The 22,388-nt window shown below is 62.8% G+C and carries 21 protein-coding genes; 14 read left to right on the top strand and 7 right to left on the bottom strand.

Features of this window, described 5'->3' with window-relative positions:
• Positions 1–2: 2 nt before the first annotated feature.
• The 5 genes from ATY77_RS02270 to ATY77_RS02250 all read left to right on the top strand — a co-directional run bounded on the left by ATY77_RS02270 (position 3) and on the right by ATY77_RS02250 (position 3,164).
• Positions 3–365, top strand: a complete 363-nt coding sequence (locus ATY77_RS02270; RefSeq protein WP_088685892.1) for a response regulator — start codon at positions 3–5, stop codon at positions 363–365.
• A 14-nt stretch (positions 366–379) separates the two neighbouring features.
• The gene (locus ATY77_RS02265) at positions 380–1,072 is read left to right on the top strand and encodes a response regulator transcription factor (protein WP_088685891.1); all 693 of its coding nucleotides are present in this window, start codon (positions 380–382) and stop codon (positions 1,070–1,072) included.
• A 216-nt stretch (positions 1,073–1,288) separates the two neighbouring features.
• Complete coding sequence (locus ATY77_RS02260) at positions 1,289–1,642, top strand: metalloregulator ArsR/SmtB family transcription factor (protein WP_088685890.1); 354 nt, start codon at positions 1,289–1,291, stop codon at positions 1,640–1,642.
• Between the two features lie 231 nt (positions 1,643–1,873).
• Complete coding sequence (locus tag ATY77_RS02255) at positions 1,874–2,539, top strand: nitroreductase (protein WP_088676078.1); 666 nt, start codon at positions 1,874–1,876, stop codon at positions 2,537–2,539.
• 52 nt (positions 2,540–2,591) lie between these two features.
• The gene (locus tag ATY77_RS02250) at positions 2,592–3,164 is read left to right on the top strand and encodes an NADPH-dependent FMN reductase (RefSeq protein ID WP_088685889.1); all 573 of its coding nucleotides are present in this window, start codon (positions 2,592–2,594) and stop codon (positions 3,162–3,164) included.
• A 64-nt stretch (positions 3,165–3,228) separates the two neighbouring features.
• Here ATY77_RS02250 and ATY77_RS02245 read toward each other — a convergent pair whose 3' ends face one another.
• From ATY77_RS02245 to ATY77_RS02220, 6 genes are all read right to left on the bottom strand, one after another.
• Positions 3,229–4,416 (bottom strand): galactarate dehydratase, encoded by a 1,188-nt coding sequence (locus ATY77_RS02245; RefSeq protein WP_088676077.1) that lies wholly within the window; start codon positions 4,414–4,416, stop codon positions 3,229–3,231.
• 12 nt (positions 4,417–4,428) lie between these two features.
• Positions 4,429–5,646 (bottom strand): mandelate racemase/muconate lactonizing enzyme family protein, encoded by a 1,218-nt coding sequence (locus tag ATY77_RS02240; protein ID WP_088685888.1) that lies wholly within the window; start codon positions 5,644–5,646, stop codon positions 4,429–4,431.
• The gene (locus ATY77_RS02235) at positions 5,643–7,364 is read right to left on the bottom strand and encodes an ABC transporter ATP-binding protein (RefSeq protein WP_088685887.1); all 1,722 of its coding nucleotides are present in this window, start codon (positions 7,362–7,364) and stop codon (positions 5,643–5,645) included. The genes ATY77_RS02240 and ATY77_RS02235 overlap by 4 nt, the downstream gene beginning before the upstream one ends.
• 7 nt (positions 7,365–7,371) lie before the next feature.
• Positions 7,372–8,493, bottom strand: a complete 1,122-nt coding sequence (locus ATY77_RS02230; protein ID WP_088685886.1) for an ABC transporter permease — start codon at positions 8,491–8,493, stop codon at positions 7,372–7,374.
• A 9-nt stretch (positions 8,494–8,502) separates the two neighbouring features.
• Positions 8,503–9,489 (bottom strand): ABC transporter permease, encoded by a 987-nt coding sequence (locus tag ATY77_RS02225; RefSeq protein ID WP_088675792.1) that lies wholly within the window; start codon positions 9,487–9,489, stop codon positions 8,503–8,505.
• A 123-nt stretch (positions 9,490–9,612) separates the two neighbouring features.
• A complete protein-coding gene (locus ATY77_RS02220; RefSeq protein WP_088685885.1) occupies positions 9,613–11,550 on the bottom strand; it encodes an ABC transporter substrate-binding protein in 1,938 nt (645 codons plus the stop codon).
• Between the two features lie 369 nt (positions 11,551–11,919).
• Here ATY77_RS02220 and ATY77_RS02215 point away from each other — a divergent pair, with 369 nt between their 5' ends.
• The 9 genes from ATY77_RS02215 (at position 11,920) to ATY77_RS02175 (ending at position 20,627) form a co-directional block, all read left to right on the top strand.
• Positions 11,920–12,633 (top strand): FadR/GntR family transcriptional regulator, encoded by a 714-nt coding sequence (locus ATY77_RS02215; protein WP_088685884.1) that lies wholly within the window; start codon positions 11,920–11,922, stop codon positions 12,631–12,633.
• A 21-nt stretch (positions 12,634–12,654) separates the two neighbouring features.
• Complete coding sequence (locus ATY77_RS02210) at positions 12,655–13,485, top strand: NAD(P)-dependent oxidoreductase (protein ID WP_088685883.1); 831 nt, start codon at positions 12,655–12,657, stop codon at positions 13,483–13,485.
• Entirely contained in the window at positions 13,482–14,369 is an 888-nt protein-coding gene (locus ATY77_RS02205; protein WP_088685882.1) for an SMP-30/gluconolactonase/LRE family protein, read from the top strand. The genes ATY77_RS02210 and ATY77_RS02205 overlap by 4 nt, the downstream gene beginning before the upstream one ends.
• Before the next feature lie 23 nt (positions 14,370–14,392).
• A complete protein-coding gene (locus ATY77_RS02200; protein WP_088685881.1) occupies positions 14,393–15,343 on the top strand; it encodes a dihydrodipicolinate synthase family protein in 951 nt (316 codons plus the stop codon).
• 63 nt (positions 15,344–15,406) lie between these two features.
• A complete protein-coding gene (locus tag ATY77_RS02195; protein ID WP_088685880.1) occupies positions 15,407–16,993 on the top strand; it encodes an ABC transporter substrate-binding protein in 1,587 nt (528 codons plus the stop codon).
• A 5-nt stretch (positions 16,994–16,998) separates the two neighbouring features.
• Positions 16,999–18,093, top strand: coding sequence for an ABC transporter permease (locus tag ATY77_RS02190; protein ID WP_088685879.1), 1,095 nt, complete (start codon positions 16,999–17,001; stop codon positions 18,091–18,093).
• Between the two features lie 4 nt (positions 18,094–18,097).
• Complete coding sequence (locus ATY77_RS02185; protein ID WP_088685878.1) at positions 18,098–19,033, top strand: ABC transporter permease; 936 nt, start codon at positions 18,098–18,100, stop codon at positions 19,031–19,033.
• Positions 19,030–19,887, top strand: a complete 858-nt coding sequence (locus ATY77_RS02180) for an ABC transporter ATP-binding protein (protein ID WP_088685877.1) — start codon at positions 19,030–19,032, stop codon at positions 19,885–19,887. The genes ATY77_RS02185 and ATY77_RS02180 overlap by 4 nt, the downstream gene beginning before the upstream one ends.
• Complete coding sequence (locus ATY77_RS02175; protein WP_088685876.1) at positions 19,884–20,627, top strand: ABC transporter ATP-binding protein; 744 nt, start codon at positions 19,884–19,886, stop codon at positions 20,625–20,627. The genes ATY77_RS02180 and ATY77_RS02175 overlap by 4 nt, the downstream gene beginning before the upstream one ends.
• Before the next feature lie 93 nt (positions 20,628–20,720).
• On the opposite strand, the gene ATY77_RS02170 is transcribed toward ATY77_RS02175, so the two are convergent.
• Positions 20,721–21,743: a class I SAM-dependent methyltransferase gene (locus ATY77_RS02170; protein ID WP_088685875.1), complete on the bottom strand. Its 1,023-nt coding sequence runs from the start codon at positions 21,741–21,743 to the stop codon at positions 20,721–20,723.
• Between the last annotated feature and the right edge of the window lie 645 nt (positions 21,744–22,388).

Here is a 22,388-nt window from a genome sequence, read left to right as displayed (position 1 = left end):
ACATGAACAAGACAAGACATGTCGTGGCAATCGTCGATGACGATCCGAGGCTTCTGGAATCGATGGGCGACCTGCTGGAATCGGCAGGCTATGTCGCCCGCGGCTTCTCGTCGGCGGGCTCGCTGCTCGTCAACGGGCTGTCGGAGCTCGACCTGCTCATCACCGATATCGGAATGCCCGGCATCGACGGCTTCGAACTTCGCGATCTCGTCAGGAAATCGCGTCCGGAGCTGCCGGTCTTCCTGATCACGGGCCGCCACGAGATCGCCGATCAGGGCCGCGCTCAAGGCGCCGGCGGCTTCTTCCGCAAGCCTTTCGATGCCCAGGCCCTGCTCGCGGCCATCGCCAATGCTTTACACAAATAGAGATGGAGGGTGACATGAGAGTTGACCAGCCGTTCGTCCGGAGATCGGCGCCGTTATCAGTGCAGCGCGGGTGTGAGGAGGATCAGCCGCTCGTCATCATCGTGGATGACGACGCACCCCTTCGCGAGGCACTGTCCGAGCTGATCCTGTCGGCGGGTTTCCAACCGGTCAGCTTTGCCTCGACCCGAGAGTTGCTCGATGCTGATATATTGGACAGGCCCGGCTGCCTGATCCTCGATGTGCGCATGCCGGGGGCAAGCGGCCTTCACCTGCAGAGCCATCTGGCCGAAAACGGCGTCGTCAAGCCGATCATTTTCCTGACCGGCCATGGCGACATTCCCATGACCGTGCAGGCGATGAAAGCCGGTGCGGTGGACTTCCTCACCAAGCCGGTGCGGGACCAGACGCTGCTCGATGCCGTGACCGCGGCCATTGCCATGGACTGCGAGCGACGGGCGGAAGCGGCAATCGCCAATCGCAACATCGAGCGGCTGGAGACGCTGACGCAACGCGAGCGCGAGGTTCTCCATGAAGTCGCCCGCGGACGGCTCAACAAGCAGATCGCCTTCGATCTCGGCATCAGCGAAGTGACGGTCAAGCTGCATCGCAGCAATGTCATGCACAAGATGGAGGCCGGCTCGATCGGCGAGCTGATCCGGGCATGGGAAACCCTGCCCGCGCAAATGCGCCAGAGCGGATCGCGCTAGCTCAAGCCTCGAGCGCGATCCAAGGTGCGTGGACGCCAGTCCTCGCGCATAAGCTGCCGCCGCTGTCCAATTTTTGCGAGTCCTATCCGATTCGCGCCAAAAACGACCACGCGGCGCCGGCAATGGGTTTCGGCATCCCACCCATGCGTTATCTCTAAATTAAAGCTCGGGGATTTGCCTGGTTCCCGGCTTTGGTTCCCTAAAGGAGATCTCGCCTTGAACAATCGACCGTCCGCCGCGCCCTCCCCTGAGGTCAACCCTTTCGACAACGAGGCGAACCTCTTGTCGGCCATGGGCAATGCCAAACGGCTTCACATCCTGCATCTGTTGACCGAGGGCGAAATGTCCGTGTCCATCCTGGCCGACGAGGTGGGGTTGAGCCAGTCTTCCACATCCCAGCATTTGGCGATTCTCCGAGAACAGGATCTCGTACAGACCCGAAGGGCCGCCCAGACGATCTATTATTCGCTTCAATCCGGCGCAGCGAGAGCCGTGCTCGATACGCTCGCGGACATCTTCGGATCGCATCCTCGCACCGCAGTCGAGCACGTGCGGGCCGTAAACGCCTGAAGAAATGACGAAGCGCTGCTCTTGCCGCTATCCCTGATGAACGTTTGATGTACGCCTCCTAGACCACGGTGTGATTACGTCTCCATCGCACATGGAGATAATGAACCGCATCAGGAACGGTCAGGAGGAGACGGCCATGAACATGGACAATATCTCCTGCATCGACCGCAACCCGAAGAGCTGATTCCACCGCGCATGCGCTCAGGATCGGCCAACGGCATGGAGATGATCATGGACGTATACGAGGCAGTCACAAGCCGGCGGTCGGTGCGCGGATTCAAGAACCAGCCTGTGGCGAAGGAGATACTCGAGCGGGTGCTCTCCGCCGCGGCCTGGTCGCCGTCAGGATCGAATATTCAGCCGTGGAACACCTACGTGATGACCGGCGCGGCGCTGGCCGAACTCAAGACATCAGCCGTCGAGCGCGTGGCTCACGGCACAGCTTGGGACAAGCGGCAATATGAAATGTATCCATCCGCGCTGAAGACCCCATATGGCGAGCGCCGATCCGCCTTCGGCAAGGAGCGTTACAGCGCGCTCGGCATTGCGCGCGAGGACTGGGAGGCGCGCCAGCGGGCAGCGATCGCCAACTGGAATTGCTTCGGAGCGCCGGCCGCCCTGTTCTGCTATATCGACCGTGAGCTCGGCCTGCCCCAATGGGCCGACGTCGGCATGTATCTGCAGACCGTCATGCTGCTGCTGCGCGCCGAAGGCCTGCACAGCTGCCCGCAAATGGCGTGGTCACAGGTGCGAGAGACGGTCGCCGAGGCTTTGTCGCCCCCGGACGGGCTTATCCTCTTCTGCGGCATGTCGATCGGGTACGAGGACCCCGCGATCAATTTTGCCCGTACGGGCCGCGCTCCTCTCGCCGAGACGGTCACATTCGTCGGTGACTAGCTGCTTGCCTTGAAAGCACAAGAAATTCCCATGATCCTTGCGGGAGAACGCCATGACCACGCATAAAGTAGGCTATCTCATCGGGAGCCTCGCCAAGGGCTCGATCAATCGCAAGCTCGCCAAGGCGTTGGTGCGCCTCGCCCCGCCGGAGCTTGAAATGTCGGAGATCTCCTTCAAGGAGTTGCCGCTCTACAGCTATGACTACGACGCCGACTTCCCGCCGGCCGGCAGGGCGTTCAAGGCTGATATCGCAGCCGTCGACGCCGTGCTGTTCGTCACGCCCGAATACAATCGATCCATACCCGGCGGGCTGAAAAACGCGATCGACTGGGCGAGCCGCCCCTACGGCACCAACTCCTTCACCCGCAAGCCGTCGGCGGTCATCGGCACATCGCCGGGCGCCATAGGCACAGCCGTCGCCCAGCAGAATTTGCGCAGCGTGCTCAGCTTCTGCAACTCTCCCCAGATGAATGCCCCGGAAGCATACATCCAGTTCACGCCGGGACTGATCACCGATGACGGCGAGGTCACGAACGCCGCCACCGCCGATTTCCTTCGCAAATTCATGCAGGATTTCCATGTCTTCATCGCAAGGGTCCGCTCGGTGCTGCCGAGAGATGCCTAAAGCGCTTTAATAATTGGCTGCCTCCCTGCGGCGGCAGCCAATTCCCGATTTTCGAGCGACGTCTTCAAGCGAAGGCGTAGGAACCATCAGGCCGCTTCGGCACGCGCCGCTGCCAATGGATGTAGCCTTCCTCCTGCATTGCCTTCTCGTCCATTTCGACGCCCCAGCCCGGCCGGTCGGGACGCAGTTCGAGATAACCGTCCTTCGGCAGGTAGGGATCGACGACGTAGCGGGTTTCGCCCTGCCGCTGCTCGATATCGAGCCCGCCATAGACATAGGCCTGTCCCTTGGGAAGCCGGTACTCGAGGATGCGGAAATTCTGCGCCGCGGCCGAGAAATGCACGTTGACGGCGGTGGCCAGCGGCCCCATCGGATTGTGCGGCGCCACGCCGACGAAGAAGGCTTCGGCAAGGGTGGCGATACGGCGCATTTCGCTGATGCCGCCGACGACGCAGATATCGGGCTGGATGAGATCGGCGCCCTTGACCTGCAGCAGCCGCAGGAACTCGTTCCTGTTATAGAGCGATTCACCGGTCGCAAGCGTGCAGTTGAGGCCCTGCTTCAAGTCGCCCCAAGCCTCGATATTCTCCGGACGCAGCGGCTCCTCGAAGAACAGAGGATCGTAGGGCGCCAGCGCATTGCCGAGTTGGCGCGCGGCGATCGGCTCGAAGATCTTGGCATGGGCGTCGAAGGCGATCTCGTATTCGTCGCTGACCGTCTCTCGAAGCGAGCGGAAATAATCCGCCGAGGCCTTCACGACATTGCCCCAGCGATTGGAGTGCATGTCGATCCGCCAGGGGCTGAGCTTGAAGGCGGTGAAACCCCAGCCTTCCTTGAGGCGATCGAACTCCTCGCGGGCCGCCGGGGCATCGGGGGCGGTATAGACCCCGGCATAGACCTTGATGCGGTCGCGCACCTCGCCGCCGAGCAGCTTGTAGACAGGCACGTTCGCCGCCTTGGCCGCGAGGTCCCATAAGCAATGGTCGAGCGCGGAGATCGCGGCAAGGCCGAGCGCGCCTGGCGGGAAGCGGCTCTGCTGGATCAGCAGATTGACGAGATATTCGACGCGTGTCGGGTCCTGGCCCGATATAAATCCGTAGAGGTAGTCGAGCAGCGGCGGCAGCGCCTTGTCCGGGCCGTGATTGTAGCATTCGCCCCAGCCGGTGAGCCCGTCATCGGTGTCGAGCGCGACGATCACGCGGGGGCGGTCCTTGTCGCGGGTCATGAAAACCCGCATCCGGTCGATCTTCATCAGTCTGTCCTTCTAGCGATTGAAATAGTTGCGGCGCGCCACGCGCGTCTGCACGTAAACGTGCTGGTCATAGGTTCCGGGATTGTAGGCGCCGCTTGTCTGCGGCACGGGCACGGAGACATTGCCGCCGCTCGGGAAGCGCGCGACGAATTCTTCGTCGATATCGCAGCCGAGTCCCGGGGCGTCAGGCACTGCGATCAGGCCGTCAACCTGCTGCGGGTGCGGCACGATCGTCTGGCGGCGGCCCTCCCAATCATCGTCTAGCCGTTCGAGAATGAGCGCATTCGGGATGGCGGCGAGCAGATGCAACGCCGCATATTCCGCCACCGGCCCGAGCGAGCCGGAATGCGGCGCCATCTGGATATGATGCGCCTCGGCCATGGCGGCGATCTTCTTCATCTGGGTGATGCCGCCCGCCCGGCCGGTATCCGGCTGCATCACATCGACCAGCTCTTTCTCGATCAGTTCGCGCTCGCCGAAGATGGTGGCCGAGCGCTCGCCGGCCGCAAGCGGCAGATGCGCTGCATCGCGGATGCGCTTGTAGCCTTCGAGATTGTCCGGCGCGATCGGATCTTCCACCCACATGAGCTCATAGGGCTCGAGCGCCCGCACCAGCCGGCAGGCATCCGCGGGTGTCAGCCATGGCGGCCCGTGCAGGTCGATCGCGATATCCATGTCGTCGCCGACGGCATCGCGCAGGGCGGCAACCTTGCGGACGGGATCGGCCACACCGCCGCATTTGATCGCCTTGATGCCGCGCTCCTTGAGAGCAAGCGCCCCCTCGGGCGTATTCGCATGCGAATAGATCGGGATCCTGTCGCGCACCTTGCCGCCGAGCAGCATCCAGACGGGCACGCCGAGCGCCTTGCCCTTGATATCCCAGAGCGCCATGTCGATGCCGGTCATCGCGCCGCCTCCGACCGTGCCAAGCATGCCGTGACCCATCATGGCGATATGCATCTTCTGCCAGAGGCGCTCGATATGGGCGGGATCCTCGCCGATCAGCAGCGGCGCAAGATCGCGGATCGCCGTCTCGACGACACGCGGCCAGCCCGAGCATTCGCCGATGCCGGTGATGCCCTCGTCGGTATCGATCTTCAAGAAGAGCCAGTTCCTGGTGCCGCCGAATGGCTTGGAGGTGCCGCTGCCGGCCTGTCGATCGGATGCCCATTTCGAAGGGTCCGGCTGGCCGACATGCATGAGAAATGTTCTGATACCGGTGATCTTCATCTCTGAGAGCTCCCGTTCTTCAGGTTCTCCGGCTCGACATAGCGGAAACGCCTGGAATGATCCCGGTCGCGCGGATCGGGGCGCGGGATCGCCGAAAGGAGGGCCTGCGTATAGGCGTGCTCGGGCGTGCTGCAGACCTTTTCCGCATCGCCGATTTCGACGAGTTGGCCCTTGTACATGACGCCGACGCGGTCGCACATGTAGCGGATGACGCCGATGTCATGGCTGATGAAGATATAGGCGAGCCCGAGCTGGTCCTGCAGGCGCATGAGAAGATCGAGCACCTGCGAGCGCACGGAGACGTCGAGCGCCGAGGTCGCCTCGTCGGCGACGATGACGCGCGGATCGAGCGTGATGGCGCGGGCGATGCCGATGCGCTGGCGCTGGCCGCCGGAGAAGGCATGCGGATAGCGCTCGCGCGCCCGCGGATCGAGACCGACCTGATCCATGAGGTGGCAGACGCGCTCATCCAGCGCCCGTCCCCTGGCGATACCGTTGACCAGCAGCGGTTCGCCGATGATCTGCGAGACGGTCATGCGCGGATTGAGCGAGCCGAAGGGATCCTGGAACACCATCCGCAATTCGCGGCGTGCGGCCGCAAGCGTAGGCCCTTTCGCCGTCGCCAGATCGATGATGTCGCCGCCGGCATTGCGATAGAGGATTTCGCCTGCGGAGGGATCGATCAGCCGCATGATCGAGCGGCCCATGGTCGTCTTGCCGGAACCGCTCTCGCCGACGATGCCAAGCGTTTCGCCCGGCAGCAGCGAGATGGAGACATCGTTCAGAGCCTTCACCTCGCCGAAATCCATCGAGACGTTGCGCAGCTCGAGGATCGGCGCCTTCGTCCTGTCGAGCGGCGGCCGCGCCAGGCGGATCTCAGCCTTTTGCTCCAGCTTCAGGACCGAGCCGATCAGCATGCGGGTGTAGTCGTCCTGCGGTGCGTGGAAAATCTGCTCGACCGGTCCGTATTCCTTCGCCACGCCATTGTGCATGACCAGCACGTCGTCGGCGATCTGCGCCACCACGCCCATATCATGGGTGATGAACAGCACGGCCATGCCGTTGGCCTTCTGCAGCCGGGCGATCAGGTCAAGGATCTCGGCCTGGGTCGTGACGTCGAGGGCGGTGGTCGGTTCGTCGGCGATCAGGAGCTGCGGTTTGCAAGCGAGCGCCATGGCGATCATCGCGCGCTGGCGCATGCCGCCGGAATATTGGAAGGCATAACGATCCAGCGCCTTTTCCGGCGAGGGAATTTCCACCTGCTTCAGCAGCGACATGGCTTCCGCCCGCGCCTCCGCCTTGCTCATCCGGGTGTGAAGGCGAAGCGCCTCGACGATCTGGTTGCCGACCGTGTGGATCGGCGACAGCGACGACATCGGCTCCTGGAAGATCATGGCGATGTCGCGGCCGCGGATCGCGCGGATCTGGCGGCCGCGCGGATTGAGGCTGGTGAGATCGGTCGAGACGCCCTTCTGATCGTTCAGGACGATCGATCCGCCGGCAATGCGGCCGGGCGCATCGACGATCTGCAGGATCGAGCGCGCCGTCACCGACTTGCCGGAGCCGCTTTCACCGACGACGCAGAGCGTCTTGCCCGGTTCGATCGAGAAGGAGAGATCGCGGACGGCGCGGAAGACGCCGGTGCGCAGACGGAATTCGACCGTGAGGTTCTTCACCTCGAGCAGCGGCCTGCCGGCAATGGGAATGATATCGGTCATGCCGGCCTCATTTGTTGTAGGGGTCGGCCGCATCGCGCAGGCCGTCGCCGAGAAGGTTGAGCGCCATGACGGCGACCACGACGGCGCAGCCCGGCATGAAGAGCCAGGGTGCGGTGGCGATCGAGCGGATGTTCTGGGCCTCGCGCAGCAGCACGCCCCAGGAGATCGTCGGCGGCTGCAGCCCGAGCCCCAGGAAAGAGAGCGAGGTTTCGGCGAGGATCATCGCCGGCACCGCAAGGGTGATCGAAGCGATGATGTGGCTCGCGAAACTCGGCAGCATATGGCGGAAAATGATGCGTCTTTCGCGAACGCCGTCGAGCCTTGCGGCGGCGACGAACTCCTCGGTGCGCAGCGACAGGAAGCGGCCGCGCACGACGCGGGCGAGCTGCGCCCAGCCGGTTAGCGACAGGATAATGGTGATCATCATATATTGCAGCGTCGCCGGCCAACCCTGCGGCAGCGCTGCCGCCATCGCCAGCCAGATCGGGATGGTCGGTAGCGCCAGGACGAAATCGATCAGCCGCTGCATGAAGAAATCGATGCGGCCGCCGTAGTATCCCGAGATGCCGCCAAGCACGATGCCGAGCATCAGCGAGAAGAAGACGCCGACAAGGCCGATGGACAGGGAGACTTGCGAACCCTGCACCGTCCGGCTGAAGACGTCGCGCCCAAGCCGGTCGGCTCCGAAGAGAAGCAGCGGCGTGGTCTTGTCCGGCGAGGCGAGGAGGTGGATGTTCGTGTTGAAGAGGCCGAACACGGAATATTCGTAGCCGCGCCCGAAGAGCTGCACGTCGATCCGCTTCGTCGTATCTTCCTTGAAGATGGCGGCGAGCGTTTCCGGATCGCGGGTCAGCTTCATCGGGTAATAATGCAGGCCGAAGGAGAAGCCGTTCGTCGTATCGATCAGATGCACTCTCTGCGGCGGGTGAAAAGTCGCCCGCGCATTCTGCAGGTTCGGATCGTTTATGGCAAAAAAGCCGGGAACCAGCGCGACGATATACATCATCACGGTGACGACGAGCGCCACCATGGCCAGCTTGTGCCGGCGGAAAGCCCACCAGATGAGCTGCCATTGCGACGCGACGGCGGCGCGGTCGGGCTGCAGGTTTGTAATGGTGATGTCGGCCACATCAGCCTCCTATTCCAAGCGGATGCGGGGATCGACCAGCGCCAGAAGAATGTCGCTGATAAGGGAGCCGATCAGCGTCAGCGCGCAGATCAGGAGCACGAAGGCGCCGGCGAGATACATGTCCTGCGCCATCAGCGCCTGTAGCAGGAGGGGTGCTGCCGTCGGCAGATTGAGGACGATGGCGACGACGACCGAACCGGAAATCAGGTTGGGCAGCAGCCAGGCGATCGTCGAGATGAACGGGTTGAGCGCGATCATCAGAGGATATTTCATCAGCAGGCGGAATTCGGAGAGACCCTTCGCCCGTGCCGTGACCACGTAGGGTTTCGGCAACTCGTCCAGCATGTTGGCGCGCATGACGCGGATGAGGCTTGCCGTCGAAGAAACGGCGAGAATGATGACGGGAAGCCAGAGATGGCTCAGCAGATCGAGCATCTTGGCAATGCTCCAGGAGGCGGTCTCATATTCCGGCGAGAAGAGCCCGCCGACATCCTGGCCGAACTCGACCGCCGCCACATACATCAGCACCAGCGCCAGCAGGAAAGACGGGATGGACAGGCCGAAGAAGGTGAAGGCGGTGAAGAAATAGTCGCCGATCGAATATTTCTTCACGGCGGAGAAGACGCCGATCGGCAGCGCGATCGCCCAGGTGGCGATCAATGTCGAGAGCGCCAGAACGAGCGTCAGCGCCATCCGCTCCCAGATCAGATCCGAGACCGGCTGCTGCCATTCGAAGGAGATGCCGAAATCGCCGCGCGAGAGGATTCCCCATATCCATTTGAAATATTGGACGAGCATCGGATCATCGAGGCCGAAGCGCTCGCGCAGTTGCGCGGCCGTGTTCTGGTCGACGATTTCATTGGATGCCGCGAGCGTCGCGATATAGGTCGTGACATAGTCGCCCGGCGGCAGCTGGATCAGCACGAAAGCCAGGAAGCTGACGGCGAAAAGCGATGGAATCATCCATAAAAAGCGTTTGGCGATGAACACCAGCATTGAGGCGTCTCCCGACGTGGACGCCGCCCTCCGTCCCCTTCGGCCTTTAGGGCCGGCAAGGTTTCGGAGGGCGAACCTGAATGAAAGCGCCGTGCCCGAAGGTACGGCGCTCGAAGATCGACATCAGCTCGTGAAGGTGAATTGTTGCGGCAGCGCGGGACCGGGATTGGGCCAGGACCAGCTGTCCGGCTCCTTCTCGGGCACGTTGCGCAGATTGTTGCGGATGATGCCGAAGCCGCCGACGGCGAGGCAAAGCCCGACGGTCTCGAATTCCTCCGCCGCAATGTCGAAGATTTGCTTCATGATCGCGCCGCGCTTGTCGAGATCGGCCGTAGACCGCGCCTCGTCGAAGAGCTTCATGCGCTTCTTCTGGCTTTCCGGCGGCTCTTCGCCGCGCGCGCCGTTGGACGTATACCAAAGCGTCCACGGAATGGCGTAGCGCGACCCCTGCGGATGGAAGGCGAAGAAGTCGCGCGGATCGAGCATCGGGTCGAGACCGCCCGGTCCCGGCCAGACGGCCGCATCATGGGCGTTGTCGTCGCCGCGGGTATAATAGAGCGCACGCTCGATCGTGTTGACCTTCATGTCGACGCCGATCTGGGCCCAGTGCGCCTTGACCAGTTCGAGCGCGTCGACGAGGTCCGGATAGAGCGTCGGGATGACGTCGATCGAGAAGAACACCTTCTGCCCGTCCGGCCGAACGCGCATGCCGTCGCCGCCCTTCTTGTAGCCGGCCTCGTCAAGCATGGCGCCCGCCTTGTCGGGATCATATTCGGTGAACTGGCGCGCATATTTCTCATGGTACCAGGGATGGGTCGGACGCGGTCCGGCTTGGTAAGGCTCGCTCTGGCCGAAATAGACGATGTCGATCAGTTCCTGGCGATTGATGCCGATCGAAAGCGCCTGCCGGAACGCCTTGTCGGCAAACATCTTGCGCATGGCAGGATCTTTGTGGGTGATGTTGAAATAGATCTGGCACTGCTGCGCGGCCGAGGGAACGAGCGTCAGCAAGCGGTAATCGCCCTTCTGCATGTTCTGGGAGAGCGTCGGCTTGTTGGCGAGCACGCTGATATGGCGCTCCTGGATGTCGATCTTCCCGGAGATGACGTTCAGCATCAGCGATTCCACATCCTGCGAAATGCCGAAATTGACCTCATCGATATAGGGAAGCTGGTTGCCTGACGTATCGACCTGCCAGAAATAAGGGTTGCGGGTCATGACGACGCGCGTCGCACCGCCGACATAGGGTTCCTTGACGACCCAGGGATCAAGCGTCGGCTTGTCGACATTGCCCCATCTGGTCGGGATCTCGATATCGCCGCAGCGGCTGCGGAAGAGTTCCGTCCAGCTGGTGACGCCTGCCTTCTTGGCATCGGCCTCGATGTTCGGGTTATATTTCGGCAGGAACTGGCTGCAATAATGCTTGGGGAAGAGCGTCGGATGCTGGCCGAGCGGCGTGGCGAGGTTTTCCAGGTAGAGCGCGTTGGCCGCGGCAAAGGTGAATTTCACCGTATAGTCGTCGATCTTCTCGACATTGACCGCCTTGCCGGCGACGGAAAGCTGCGCCGGCGTGGCGCTGTAAAGCTCGGTGTTCTTGACACAGTCCTCGATGGCAAAAACCACGTCGTCGGCCGTGAAGGGATGGCCGTCGGACCAGCGCACGCCTTCGATCAGATGGAAGGTGAATTGCGTCGCGTCGTCGCTGACCTCCCAGCGCTCCGCGAGGTTCGGCTCCACTGCGGTAAATTCCAGATTCCAGCGCACGAGGCTCTGGTTGCCGACCATGCGCAGGATGCCGTTATGGTCGGATGAACCGCGCAAGCCGCGGCGCAGCGTACCGCCATAAGTGCCGACCTTTTCGAACGGCGTCACGACCATCGGCTTCTTCGGCAGGCGCTCGGCAAGCGGCGGCAGCTTGCCGTCCTTGACGAGCTGCGCCAGCGCAGGCGCCTCGCCGCCCGCCGCAAAAGCGCGCCCGGCGATGGACAGTGCCGCAGCGCCGGCCATGCCACCGAGAACGGCGCGGCGGGTGACACCGCGAGACAGAATTTCATTGGGCATCGATTCCTCCCCTTTTATGCCGGAACAGGCTTGTCCCGCTTGGCACGGCAGGCTCCCGGCCTGCCGTTTTGCGCCCTCCTCGGCGCTGGGAGGAAACCATAGACACGTTCCCAGATGATTACAAGAGTTGACAGATAATTACAGATTCGATAGCGATGCAGCATCAAACGGGGCGCCCAAGCCGTTGGGAAGATAGCCTTGGGGGAGAAAAAACGGCTGATCTGTCAGATGCTGTCCAGCAGCCACAGCGTGGCCGCGGCGGCGCGGCGCCATCTCGGCGCATGATCGGGCAGGCATATTTGGCTTCTGCTCGCCGGCCGGAAAGGCGACGGCTGAATTTGCCGCGTGGCGGGAGAGAAAAGGACGATAATGACATTCGCAGTCGACGCCGTTCCCACCAGAGGCGCAACGCGCTTCAGCGACATCATCTACGAGAAGATCGTAGGGATGATCGCGGACGGCAAATTTCCGGTAAACGAGCGGCTGCCGTCGGAGACGAAGCTCGCCACCGATTTCGGCGCCTCGCGGCCCGTCGTGCGCGAGGCCCTGGAGCGGCTCAGAACCGACGGCCTCATCGTCTCGCGCAAGGGATCCGGTTCCTATGTCCGGCAGCGGCCGGATTCGTCGATGCTGAAGATGGTTCCGGTGGGATCGCTCGCCGACGTGCAGCGCTTCTTTGAATTCCGGGCCGGGCTCGAGGCCGAGGCCGCGGAGCTTGCCGCACGCAACTGGCAGCCGGCCGACAAGGAACGGATCACGGCAGCCCTGGTTGCGATCGAGCAATGTCTGGGGAACGGCGAGCTCGGCGCCGAGGAGGACCAAGCGCTGCACGATGCGATCGCGATGGCGACCGGGAATCAGTTTCACATCACCGTGCGCGAATGGTTCCAGCCGCACTTCGCCATCGGCCATTCGGTAACGCGAAGCCTCAGCTTGAAGCGCACGCCGGAGCAGATCCGCAGCGTCCAGGACGAGCACGCGGTGATCGTGGAGGCGATCTTCGCGCGGCGGGAAACCGAAGCCCACGATGCGATGAAGAAACACATACTGAATGCGCGCGCCCGCATGTTCCAGGGGGTTTGAGCGATGACGGAAGGAAAAACGATGAGACGGGTTGCTGTGACGGGTGCTGCCGGACGCGTCGGGACGCTGCTTCGCCCGTTCCTTCGCCAGCATGTGGAGCACTTGCGTCTGATCGATATTCATGAGCCCGCCGAGCTCGCTGAAAACGAAGATTTCGTGCGCGCCGATCTTTCGAAGCTGGACGAGGCAACGGCGGCCCTCAGAGAGGTCGACGGCGTCGTTCATCTCGCCGGCATCGCGAGCGGCATCGACATGAACGCCATTCTGCAGGCCAATGTGCTCGGGACCTACAATCTCTACGAGGCCGCCCGGATCAACAGGGTCGGGCGGATGGTTTATGCCTCGAGCAACCACGCGACGGGCTTTTATCCGCGCGGCGAAGTCATATCGCCGCTCGATCCCATGCGGCCGGACAGTCCCTACGGATTGTCCAAATGCTGGGGCGAGCTGGTGGCGGGGCTCTACTACGACACTTCGGGCATCCGCTCGCTTTCCATCCGCATCGGCAATGCCGGCACCTATCCCAACAGCGAACGCTCGATCGCGATCTGGATCAGCGCCCGGGATCTCGCGCAGCTGGTGCAGATCGGACTCACCCATCCCTCGATCGCCGCGACTGTGATCTACGGCGTGTCCGATACGGACGAAAAATGGTGGGACAACGATCTGGCGAAGCGGCTCGGCTACCAGCCGCAGGACCGGCCGCGCGATCACGCCCGCATCGAGGGCGGCGCGGAAGGACGGGTCGCCCGCGCCTTCCAGGGCGGCGGCTTCTGCGAATTCAATCACGACGGCAACATCCGCATGCGCGATGCCGAGGGTCTCGTCAAAGAGCTGGAGACCGTATCGTGACGGCGCCCCGCATCATCGAACCGAAGATCCGTTCTGTGCTGCAGCAGCCGCTGACGGTCGGTGAATCGCCGGTGTGGGACGAAGAGACCGGCGCGCTCTGGCTCGTCGACATCCTGGCGCCGGCGATCGTCCGGATCGCGGCGGATGGCAAGGCCGAGCGCTTCGACATGCCGGCGGCGGTCGGCTGCCTTGGGCTTTGCCGCGACGGCAGGATCGTCGTCGGCCTCCAGACCGGCGTTCACATCTTTGACCCGGTTACTCGCCATCTGGAATTTCTCTGCGATCCAACCGGGCGCGAGATGATCGGCCGCCTCAACGACGGCAAGGTCGGCCCGGACGGGCGTTTGTGGGTCGGCTCGATCAGCGAGGCCAAACCGCAGGTGAACGATGGGGCGCTCTTCCGTGTCGGTGCCGATGGCAGCATGCGGACCGTCGCGACGGGACTGACGAGTTCCAACGGCCTTGCCTGGTCGCCGGATGGCCGGCGCATGTATCACTCCGACAGCCGGCAATGTTTTCTGCAGGCTTTCGATTTCGATCCCGGGACGGGAGAACTCGGCGAAGGGCGCCGCCTTCGCAGCTTCACCGAAGAACAGGGCCGGCCGGACGGCTCGACGACCGATCGCGACGGGTTTTACTGGAGCGCCGGCGTTTCCGCCGGTCGCCTCAACAGAATATCGCCCGAAGGCGAGATCGTCGAAATTTACATTCTGCCGGTCGCAGCACCGACCATGCCGTGTTTCGGAGGGCCCGATTTCAGCACCCTCTACGTCACGAGCCTGTCGACCGACCGGACCGGTCGTTTCGAGGCGGGCACGGTCATCGCCTTCGACGTGGATGCGGAGGGATTGCCACCCTTCCGCTTCGGCAAACAGTCATCTTGATGGAAAGCGAGCGGGGTAGAAAAATGAGCATCGCGAACATGCGCAAGGCGCTTACGGGGGTATCGGGCGTACCTGTCACGGCTTATGACGGCGGGGGCGAAGTCGAACCCCGGATTACCGCGAAGGTTTATGCGCGGGTGGCTGCGGCGGGCATTCACAACATCGTCGCAGCCGGCAATACCGGGGAATTCTACGCGCTGACGCCGCAGGAGATCCGGATCGTCCACGAAGCGGCGGTCGCAGGCGTCGATGGGCAAGCGCCGGTGACGGCGGCGGTCGGCCGGTCGCTGCGCGAAGCGATCGGCATGGCCAGGGATGCTGCCGCGATGGGTGCATCGGCCGTCATGTCGCATCAGCCCGTCGATCCTTTCGCGGCACCTTCGGCCCAGATCGATTATTTCTGCAATCTCGCCGATGCGTCCGCCCTGCCGCTCGTCGCCTATGTCAGGGCCGAGGGTTTCAGCGTCGCGGAGATCGTCCGCCTCGCCAATCACGGCAATATTGCCGGCATCAAATTCGCCACAACAGATCTGATGCTGCTGTCGCGCGCGATACCCGCCGCCGATCCCAATGGCGCGCTCTTCGTCTGCGGCCTGGCGGAAAGCTGGGCGCCGACCTTCACGGCAGCCGGCGCGCGCGGCTTCACGTCAGGCCTCGTCAACGTGGCGCCGAAACTTTCGCTCGCCGTTCACGACTCGCTTGATAAGGGCGATTTCGCCGCGGCGAGAGCAATCGTCGGCAAGCTCGAACCCTTCGAGCGGATGCGAACCAAATTCCGCAACGGCGCGAACGTGACGGTCGTGAAAGAAGCCGTCACCTATTCCGGCCTCGATGTCGGACCGGTCCGCGTGCCGGGACTGCCGCAGCTCGATCAGCAGGACCGCGAGGAGCTGCATCGCCTGCTTCGAGGCTGGGAGGCCGAGGGCGACATTCAAACACAACCGGACCGGCAGGCCGTGAAGGCTGCCGGCTGAATTCGAACATTCTTCTTCAAGCAACAGGCGCGGGATGGCGCCACGAGATTGGGAGGTCTTGAGATGCTGAAACAGCTATTGACGACGATCGCAGTTACCGGCGCCCTGATGGCGGCGCAGCCGAGCCTGGCGGCATCGCCGCCCAACATGCTGGTGATCGGGACGAATCTCACCGGTATCCGGACGCTCGATCCGGCCCAGAACAATGCCCGCACGGTCTCCGAGCTGATCTCCAACCTCTACGACAACCTCGTGCAACTGTCGCCGGACGATCTGAAGACGTTGAAGCCGATGCTGGCGACGCAATGGAGCGTCTCCCCTGACGGCAAGGTCATCACGCTGACCCTGCGCGACGATGCGGTCTTTCAGAGCGGCAACAAAGTGACAGCCGAGGATGCGGCCTGGTCGATCCAGCGCGTCATCAAGATGGGCCAGGTCGGCTCCACCGATGTCGCGCTCTGGGGCTTTACTTCAGACAACGTCGAGAAGCTCGTTCGCGCCAAGGACGAACACACGCTGGAGATCGAGCTGCCGCAGGCCGTCAACACCGACCTCGTCCTCTATTCGCTGGCCGGCTCTTCGATCGGCATCGTCGACAAGAAAACGGTGCTGTCGCATGAGGCGAACGGCGATTTCGGCGGCGCCTGGCTTTCGGCCAATTCCGCCGGCAGCGGTCCGTTCAGCCTGGCGCAATGGCGTCCGAACGATGTGGCGATCTTCAATGCGCAGCCGAAATATTGGGGCGGCAAGCCGGCCATGGCCCGCGTCGTCGCCCGCCACATCCCGGAATCCGGCAATCTTCGGCTCCAGCTCGAAGCAGGCGACGTCGACGTTGGTCAGTATGTGGCAAGCGGCGATCTCGATGCGCTCGCTACCAACAAGGACGTGGTAATCGAAAACGTTCCGGGTCTCGGCTTCTACTATATCGCCCTCAACCAGAAGGATCCCGATCTGCAGAAGCCGAAGGTTCGCGAGGCCTTCCAGCATGCCTTCGACTGGAAGGCGATCTCCGGCAACATCATGCGCTACACCGGCTTTCCCTGGCAGTCGATGATTCCGCGCGGGATGATCGGCGCGCCCGAAGAGGCAGCCGTGCGCTATGACTACGACCCCGCCAAGGCCAAGCAGCTGCTGGCGGAGGCCGGATATCCCAACGGCCTGAAGAAGGTGCTCAATCCCTCGGGAGCCCCAACCCTGCCCTTCGCGGAAGCGCTGCAGGCAAGTGCGCGCGCCGCCGGTTTCGATCTCGATCTCGTGCCCGGCGAGTTCACGCCCGCCTTCCGCGAGCGCAAATTCGAGGTGCTGCTCGGCAATTCCGGCGCCCGCCTGCCCGATCCCTTCGCTGTCGCGACGCAATATGCCTTCAACCCCGACAATAGCGACGAGGCACGCCTCGGCAGCTATTATCTCTGGCGGACGGGCATGAAGGTGGACGAGCTCAACACACTCATCGACCAGTCGATGCGGGAGCGCGACACGGAAAAGCGCACCGACATCTTCAAGAAGATGGACGGCATCTATGCCGGCATGGCTTCGCCGCTCGTCATCTTCTTCCAGCGAACCGACCCCTATGTCATGCGCGCCAACGTGAAGAATTATCACGGGCACACGACATGGTCGACGCGCTGGCACGATGTGACCAAGGAGTAGCGCGCGTGGCGAATGCCGATCTGACATCGAAGCGCGAAGGCCGCCAGCCGGGAGGGAGTGGGTTCGCCGAGGCGGCCCCGCACCCTCTGCTGAGCCTGCTGCGGCGGCTGGCGGGACGCGTGGTGGCCGTCGTGACGACGCTGCTCGGCCTGCTCTTCCTGACCTTCTCGATGGGCCGCCTGCTGCCTGCCGACCCGGTGCTTGCTATCACCGGGGCGGAAGTCAGCAAGGAGGTTTACGACCGCGTCTATAACGAGCTCGGCCTCGGGCAGCCGATCTGGATGCAGTTCCTCTCCTATGTCGGCAAGATCGCCACCGGCGATCTCGGCATGTCGGCGACGACAGGCCAGCCGATCCTGACCGATCTGATGACGATCTTTCCGGCGACCATCGAGCTTGCCATCATCGCCATGATCATCGGAGCGATCGTCGGCATTCCCTTGGGCATCACCGCTGCGGTCCGGCGCGGGACGATCATCGACCACATCGCCCGCATCGTCGCCCTTGCCGGCCATTCCATCCCGATCTTCTGGACCGGCCTGATGGCGCTTTTCATCTTCTACGCCAAGCTGAAGCTCGTCGGCGCATCGGGCCGGGTCGACGTCTTCTACGAAGGCCTCGTCACGCCCATGACCGGTTTTCTCTTGATCGATGCGGCAATCGAGGGCCAATGGGACGTTTTCCACAATGCGCTCGGCCACATCATCCTGCCGGCGGCAATCCTCGGTTATTACTCGGTCGCCTATATCAGCCGCATGTCGCGAAGCTTCATGCTGGAACAGTTGAGCCAGGAATATATTATCACCGCCCGGGCAAAGGGGCTCGGCACCCGCAAGGTCGTCTGGCGCCATGCCTTCCGCAATATCCGCGTGCAGCTGCTGACGATCCTGGCGCTGACCTTCGGCGGTTTGCTCGAAGGCGCGGTGTTGATCGAAACGGTTTTCGGCTGGCCGGGGCTCGGCCAATACCTCACCCGCGGGCTGCAGATGAACGACATGAACGTCGTGATGGGCTCGGTGCTGACGATCGGCGCCGTCTTCTTGACGATCAATATCCTGTCCGACGTCCTCTATCGCATCCTCGATCCGAGAACACGGTGACGCCATGACGATCTCCACCGAAGACGCAGACACCACCCATGCCGGCGGCTTTCGCAACTGGCTGCACGCGCCCGAGCCTCAGGGCTGGTTCCAGTCGTCGGCGCAGCAGATCCACCAGGGCTGGCTAAAGTTCAGCCTGCACCCGCTCGGCCTCGCCGGCCTCGTCATCATCGTGCTGCTGATCGTCGTAGCAACCGCCGCTCCCCTGCTCACGAGTTACGATCCGATCGGTCAGGACATGGCAGGACGGCTTGCGCCGCCTTCGGCGGAGCATTGGCTCGGCACCGACAATTTCGGCCGCGACGTCTTTGCGCGGGTGATCTACGGCGCCCGCACGACGCTCTACATCATCATGCTGGTCACGATCATCGTCGCGCCGCTCGGCCTGCTGATCGGCACCTTCTCCGGCTATTTCGGCGGCATCGTCGACGAAATCCTGATGCGCATCACCGATATCTTCCTCTCCTTTCCCGGGCTGGTGCTGGCGCTCGGCTTTGCCGCCGCTCTCGGCCCCGGCATCACCAATGCGATCATCGCCATTTCGCTGACGGCCTGGCCGCCGATCGCGCGCCTCGCACGCGCCGAGACGCTCAGCCTGCGCAAGGCGGATTATATCGCCGCCGTACGCCTGCAAGGCGCAACATCGATCGCCATCATCACCCGCCACATCCTGCCAATGTGCATTCCCTCGGTGATCGTGCGCGTCACGCTCAACATGGCCGGCATCATCATCACCGCCGCGGGCCTCGGCTTTCTCGGCCTCGGCGCACAGCCGCCATGGCCGGAATGGGGTTCGATGGCCGCCAGCGGCCGCGAATTCATGCTCGACAGCCCCTGGGTGATCGCCGCGCCCGGCATCGCCATCGCGCTCGTCAGCCTCGCCTTCAATCTCGTCGGCGATGCGCTGCGCGACGTGCTCGACCCGAGAGGTTCGGAATGACAGAGCCCCTGATCGATATCCGCAATCTCGAAATCGCCTATGGCGGCGGCCACATGCGCGCAGTGCGCGGCGTGAGCTTTACGCTCGGCCAGGAAAAGCTCGGCATCGTCGGCGAATCCGGATCGGGCAAATCCACCGTCGGCCGGGCGATCATGAAATTGCTGCCGCCGACAGCACAGGTCAGCGCCGAGCGCATGCGCTTTCACGACCTGGATCTCCTCAAGGCGAATGAGCGGACGATGATGACGATCCGCGGGCGGCGGATCGGGCTGATCCTGCAGGACCCGAAATATTCGCTCAATCCTGTCATGCGGATCGGCGAACAGATTGCCGAGACCTACCGCTTCCATCATCCCAAGGTGAGCGCGAAAAAAACCTACGCCCAGGCGCTCGACATGCTAGAAGCCGTCCAGATACGCGATCCCGAGCGCGTCGCCCGCCTCTATCCGCATGAAATATCCGGCGGGATGGGCCAGCGCGTGATGATCGCCATGATGCTGATCGCCGAACCGGAGGTGCTGATCGCCGACGAGCCGACCTCGGCGCTCGACGTGACGGTCAGGCTCGAGATCCTGGCGCTGCTCGATGAACTCGTTTCCCGCCGCAATCTCGGCTTGATTTTCATCAGCCACGACCTCAACCTGATCCGCAATTTCTGCGACCGCGTCCTCATCATGTATGCCGGCCGCGTCGTGGAAGTGCTGGAGGCGCGCGATCTCGACAAGGCCAAACACCCCTATACGCAAGGGCTGCTGGCCTCGCTGCCGACGATCGAGGATCCGCCCGCCCGACTGCCGATCCTCAAGCGCGATCCGGCCTGGCTGAATGACCTGACAACGGAGACGCCGCGATGATCCGGATCGACAATCTCACCATCCGCTTCGGACACGGTCAGCGGCCTGTCGTCAAAGACGTAAACCTCGCCATCGAGAGCGGCACGGCCTTCGGTCTCGTCGGCGAATCCGGCTGCGGCAAGTCCACGGTTCTCCGGGCGCTTTCCGGCCTCAACGCCAATTATGATGGCCGGATCGCTCTCAACGGCGAGGCGCTGGAGCGGCAGCGCAGCCGGCCGTTCTATCGGCGGGTGCAGATGGTGTTTCAGGACCCTTATGGTTCGCTGCATCCGCGCAAGACCATCCGCTCGCAGCTGCAGGAGCCGCTGCGCAACCAGGGACTGGACAGGAATTCCGTCGATGTGAACGCGGTGCTGCGATCGGTCGGCCTCGACCCGGCGCTCAGCTACCGGTTTCCGCACCAGCTCTCCGGCGGGCAGCGGCAGCGCGTGGCGATCGCCCGCGCCCTGATGCTGAACCCCGATATCCTGCTCCTCGACGAGCCGACATCGGCGCTCGATGTCTCGGTCCAGGCCGAAATCCTCAACCTGTTGCAGGACCTGCGCAAGGAGCGCGGCCTCACCTATCTCCTCGTCAGCCACGATCTCGCCGTCGTCTCCCACATGTGCAGCCGCGTCGCGATCATGGAAGCGGGCGAGATCGTCGAAGAGGTCGATATCGAGGCCTTGCGAAGAGGCGCGGTCGAACATCCCTATTCGCAACGTCTGCTGCGGGCGAGCCGGATGTATGGTAGGGCGTAGGCCCGCGCCTCATCGGAACAACAGGGTATGACCGCCTCGCCTCTCTTCCTCGGCCTTCCCGACGACCGCGCGCCCCGCGACGTGATCTGATAGCTATTCAAAGAGAATGATGCTTGCCGGCGTTGGCGGCATCGGCTTGACCATGACGCCCGCAAGGCCCGCCAGTCTGGCCATCTCGGTCAGCTCGCTCTGCGTATAGGCTTGGCCAGCCGGCGTGCTGGCGAGCATCTCCCAGGAGAACGCCGCGGGAAAAGGCGGTGACACGCCATCTTCGTTCGGCACGAAATCGACCGCAACGATCCGGCCATCCTTTGCAAGGCTCGCATTGATCTTTCGCAACAGCCCGGCGCATGTCGGCAAGTCGAAATGGTGCAGGAAATTCGGGAGCAGGACGAGATCATAGTCCGTGCCCCAATCGACGTCGAAGGCACTGCCGGCGATGGTCCGATACCGATGAGCCACACCGGCTTTATCCGCGTTCTGCCGCGACAGCTCCAATACTGCGGCCCAGTCGACAGCAACGATCTCCGCCGATGGGAAGGCCTTCGCGATTTCGATCCCGAAAACGCCGGGACCCGAGGCGATATCCAGAACCTTCTTGGGAGATAACGCCCAGCCGGAGATTTCGTCAGCCAGCAATCTGGCGCTGAGCCCGGTGAAGGAGCCCATGCCGCCCGCAAATTTCAGCCAAACGGGATTGTCCGCCGACATATTCGCAAGCCCGGCCGAACCGCCGTTCCGCACGACCGCGGCCGGATCGCGCAGAAAATTGTCCAGTATTTCGGGTGCGGCGACGAATTCGATCGCGGAGCCCATGTAGGCCGGCGAATTGCGATCGAGGAACATCCCGGTCGCAGGCGTCATTCGGTACCGTCCGCCCTCCTTTGTCAGGAAACCATGGACCACGAGATAGTCGCACAGGATGCGCACCCCGCGCTCCGAGGCGCCTATTGCCGACGCCAGCAGGGCCGCCGTTTTGCCTTCGCCGATATGCGTAAAGAGATCGAGCTCGATGGCCGCCCGGATCGCCGCCGTCTTTCGGCACGCAAATAGTGCATCGACCACGAGTTCGGGCGACACGACGCCGGCATGGGCGTCCCCGACGATTGTTTCCATGAGATCCCCCGAGCCATCGATCGTTCCTGCCTGGCAGCGACAGCCGCGGAAATTATGCGTACATCCGCATATTCTACAATACCTACCACGCTAACCCTATCGGGTGCCCTCTCCGTGATGGCCGGCCTGTCTCGCCGCCCCCGTTATTCGAACCGTTCCTTCTCGACGGTAGACAGATCCTCCTGACGGACAGCCGCCCGGGAAGACTCTGTAGAGAAGGCCTCTGCAGAATATTTCGCCTTGAAAGGAATCGAACCACAGCGTGGGCTGCAAATCTACTAAAGCGTTTGACGACCGCCCATTTTTTTGGCGCTCTAGCGTTGGGGGCGGCCTTCGAGCTGTCTGCAGCTTATTCGTCGATTGCACATAAAGGCCACGTAGAACCTAGATAATTATTGAAGCTCAGCGCTCGATACGCTTGCCAGTCTGCGCCAGCATACGTTTAGCCTCACGCGTCCGTGCGCAGACGAGTGCGTCCCAAATCTTCTGGCCGACATGCCAACGTGCATGGTTTGATTCGCGGGTAATTGGATCGCTCTCTGTTAGAAACTCTGAAAGACCTCATAGATGAAGCAGTCTGAGAGTTGCAGCCTAGAGCTTGCATCGCAGCAATGCATTTTCGCATTAGTTGGCGCCTTCACGGGG

This window comes from Rhizobium sp. R634, assembly GCF_002211305.1.
In the GTDB taxonomy this organism is placed as follows: Bacteria; Pseudomonadota; Alphaproteobacteria; order Rhizobiales; family Rhizobiaceae; genus Rhizobium.
The sequence above is the reverse complement of the archived record's forward strand: the minus strand, read 5'-3'. Positions and strand labels throughout refer to the sequence as shown.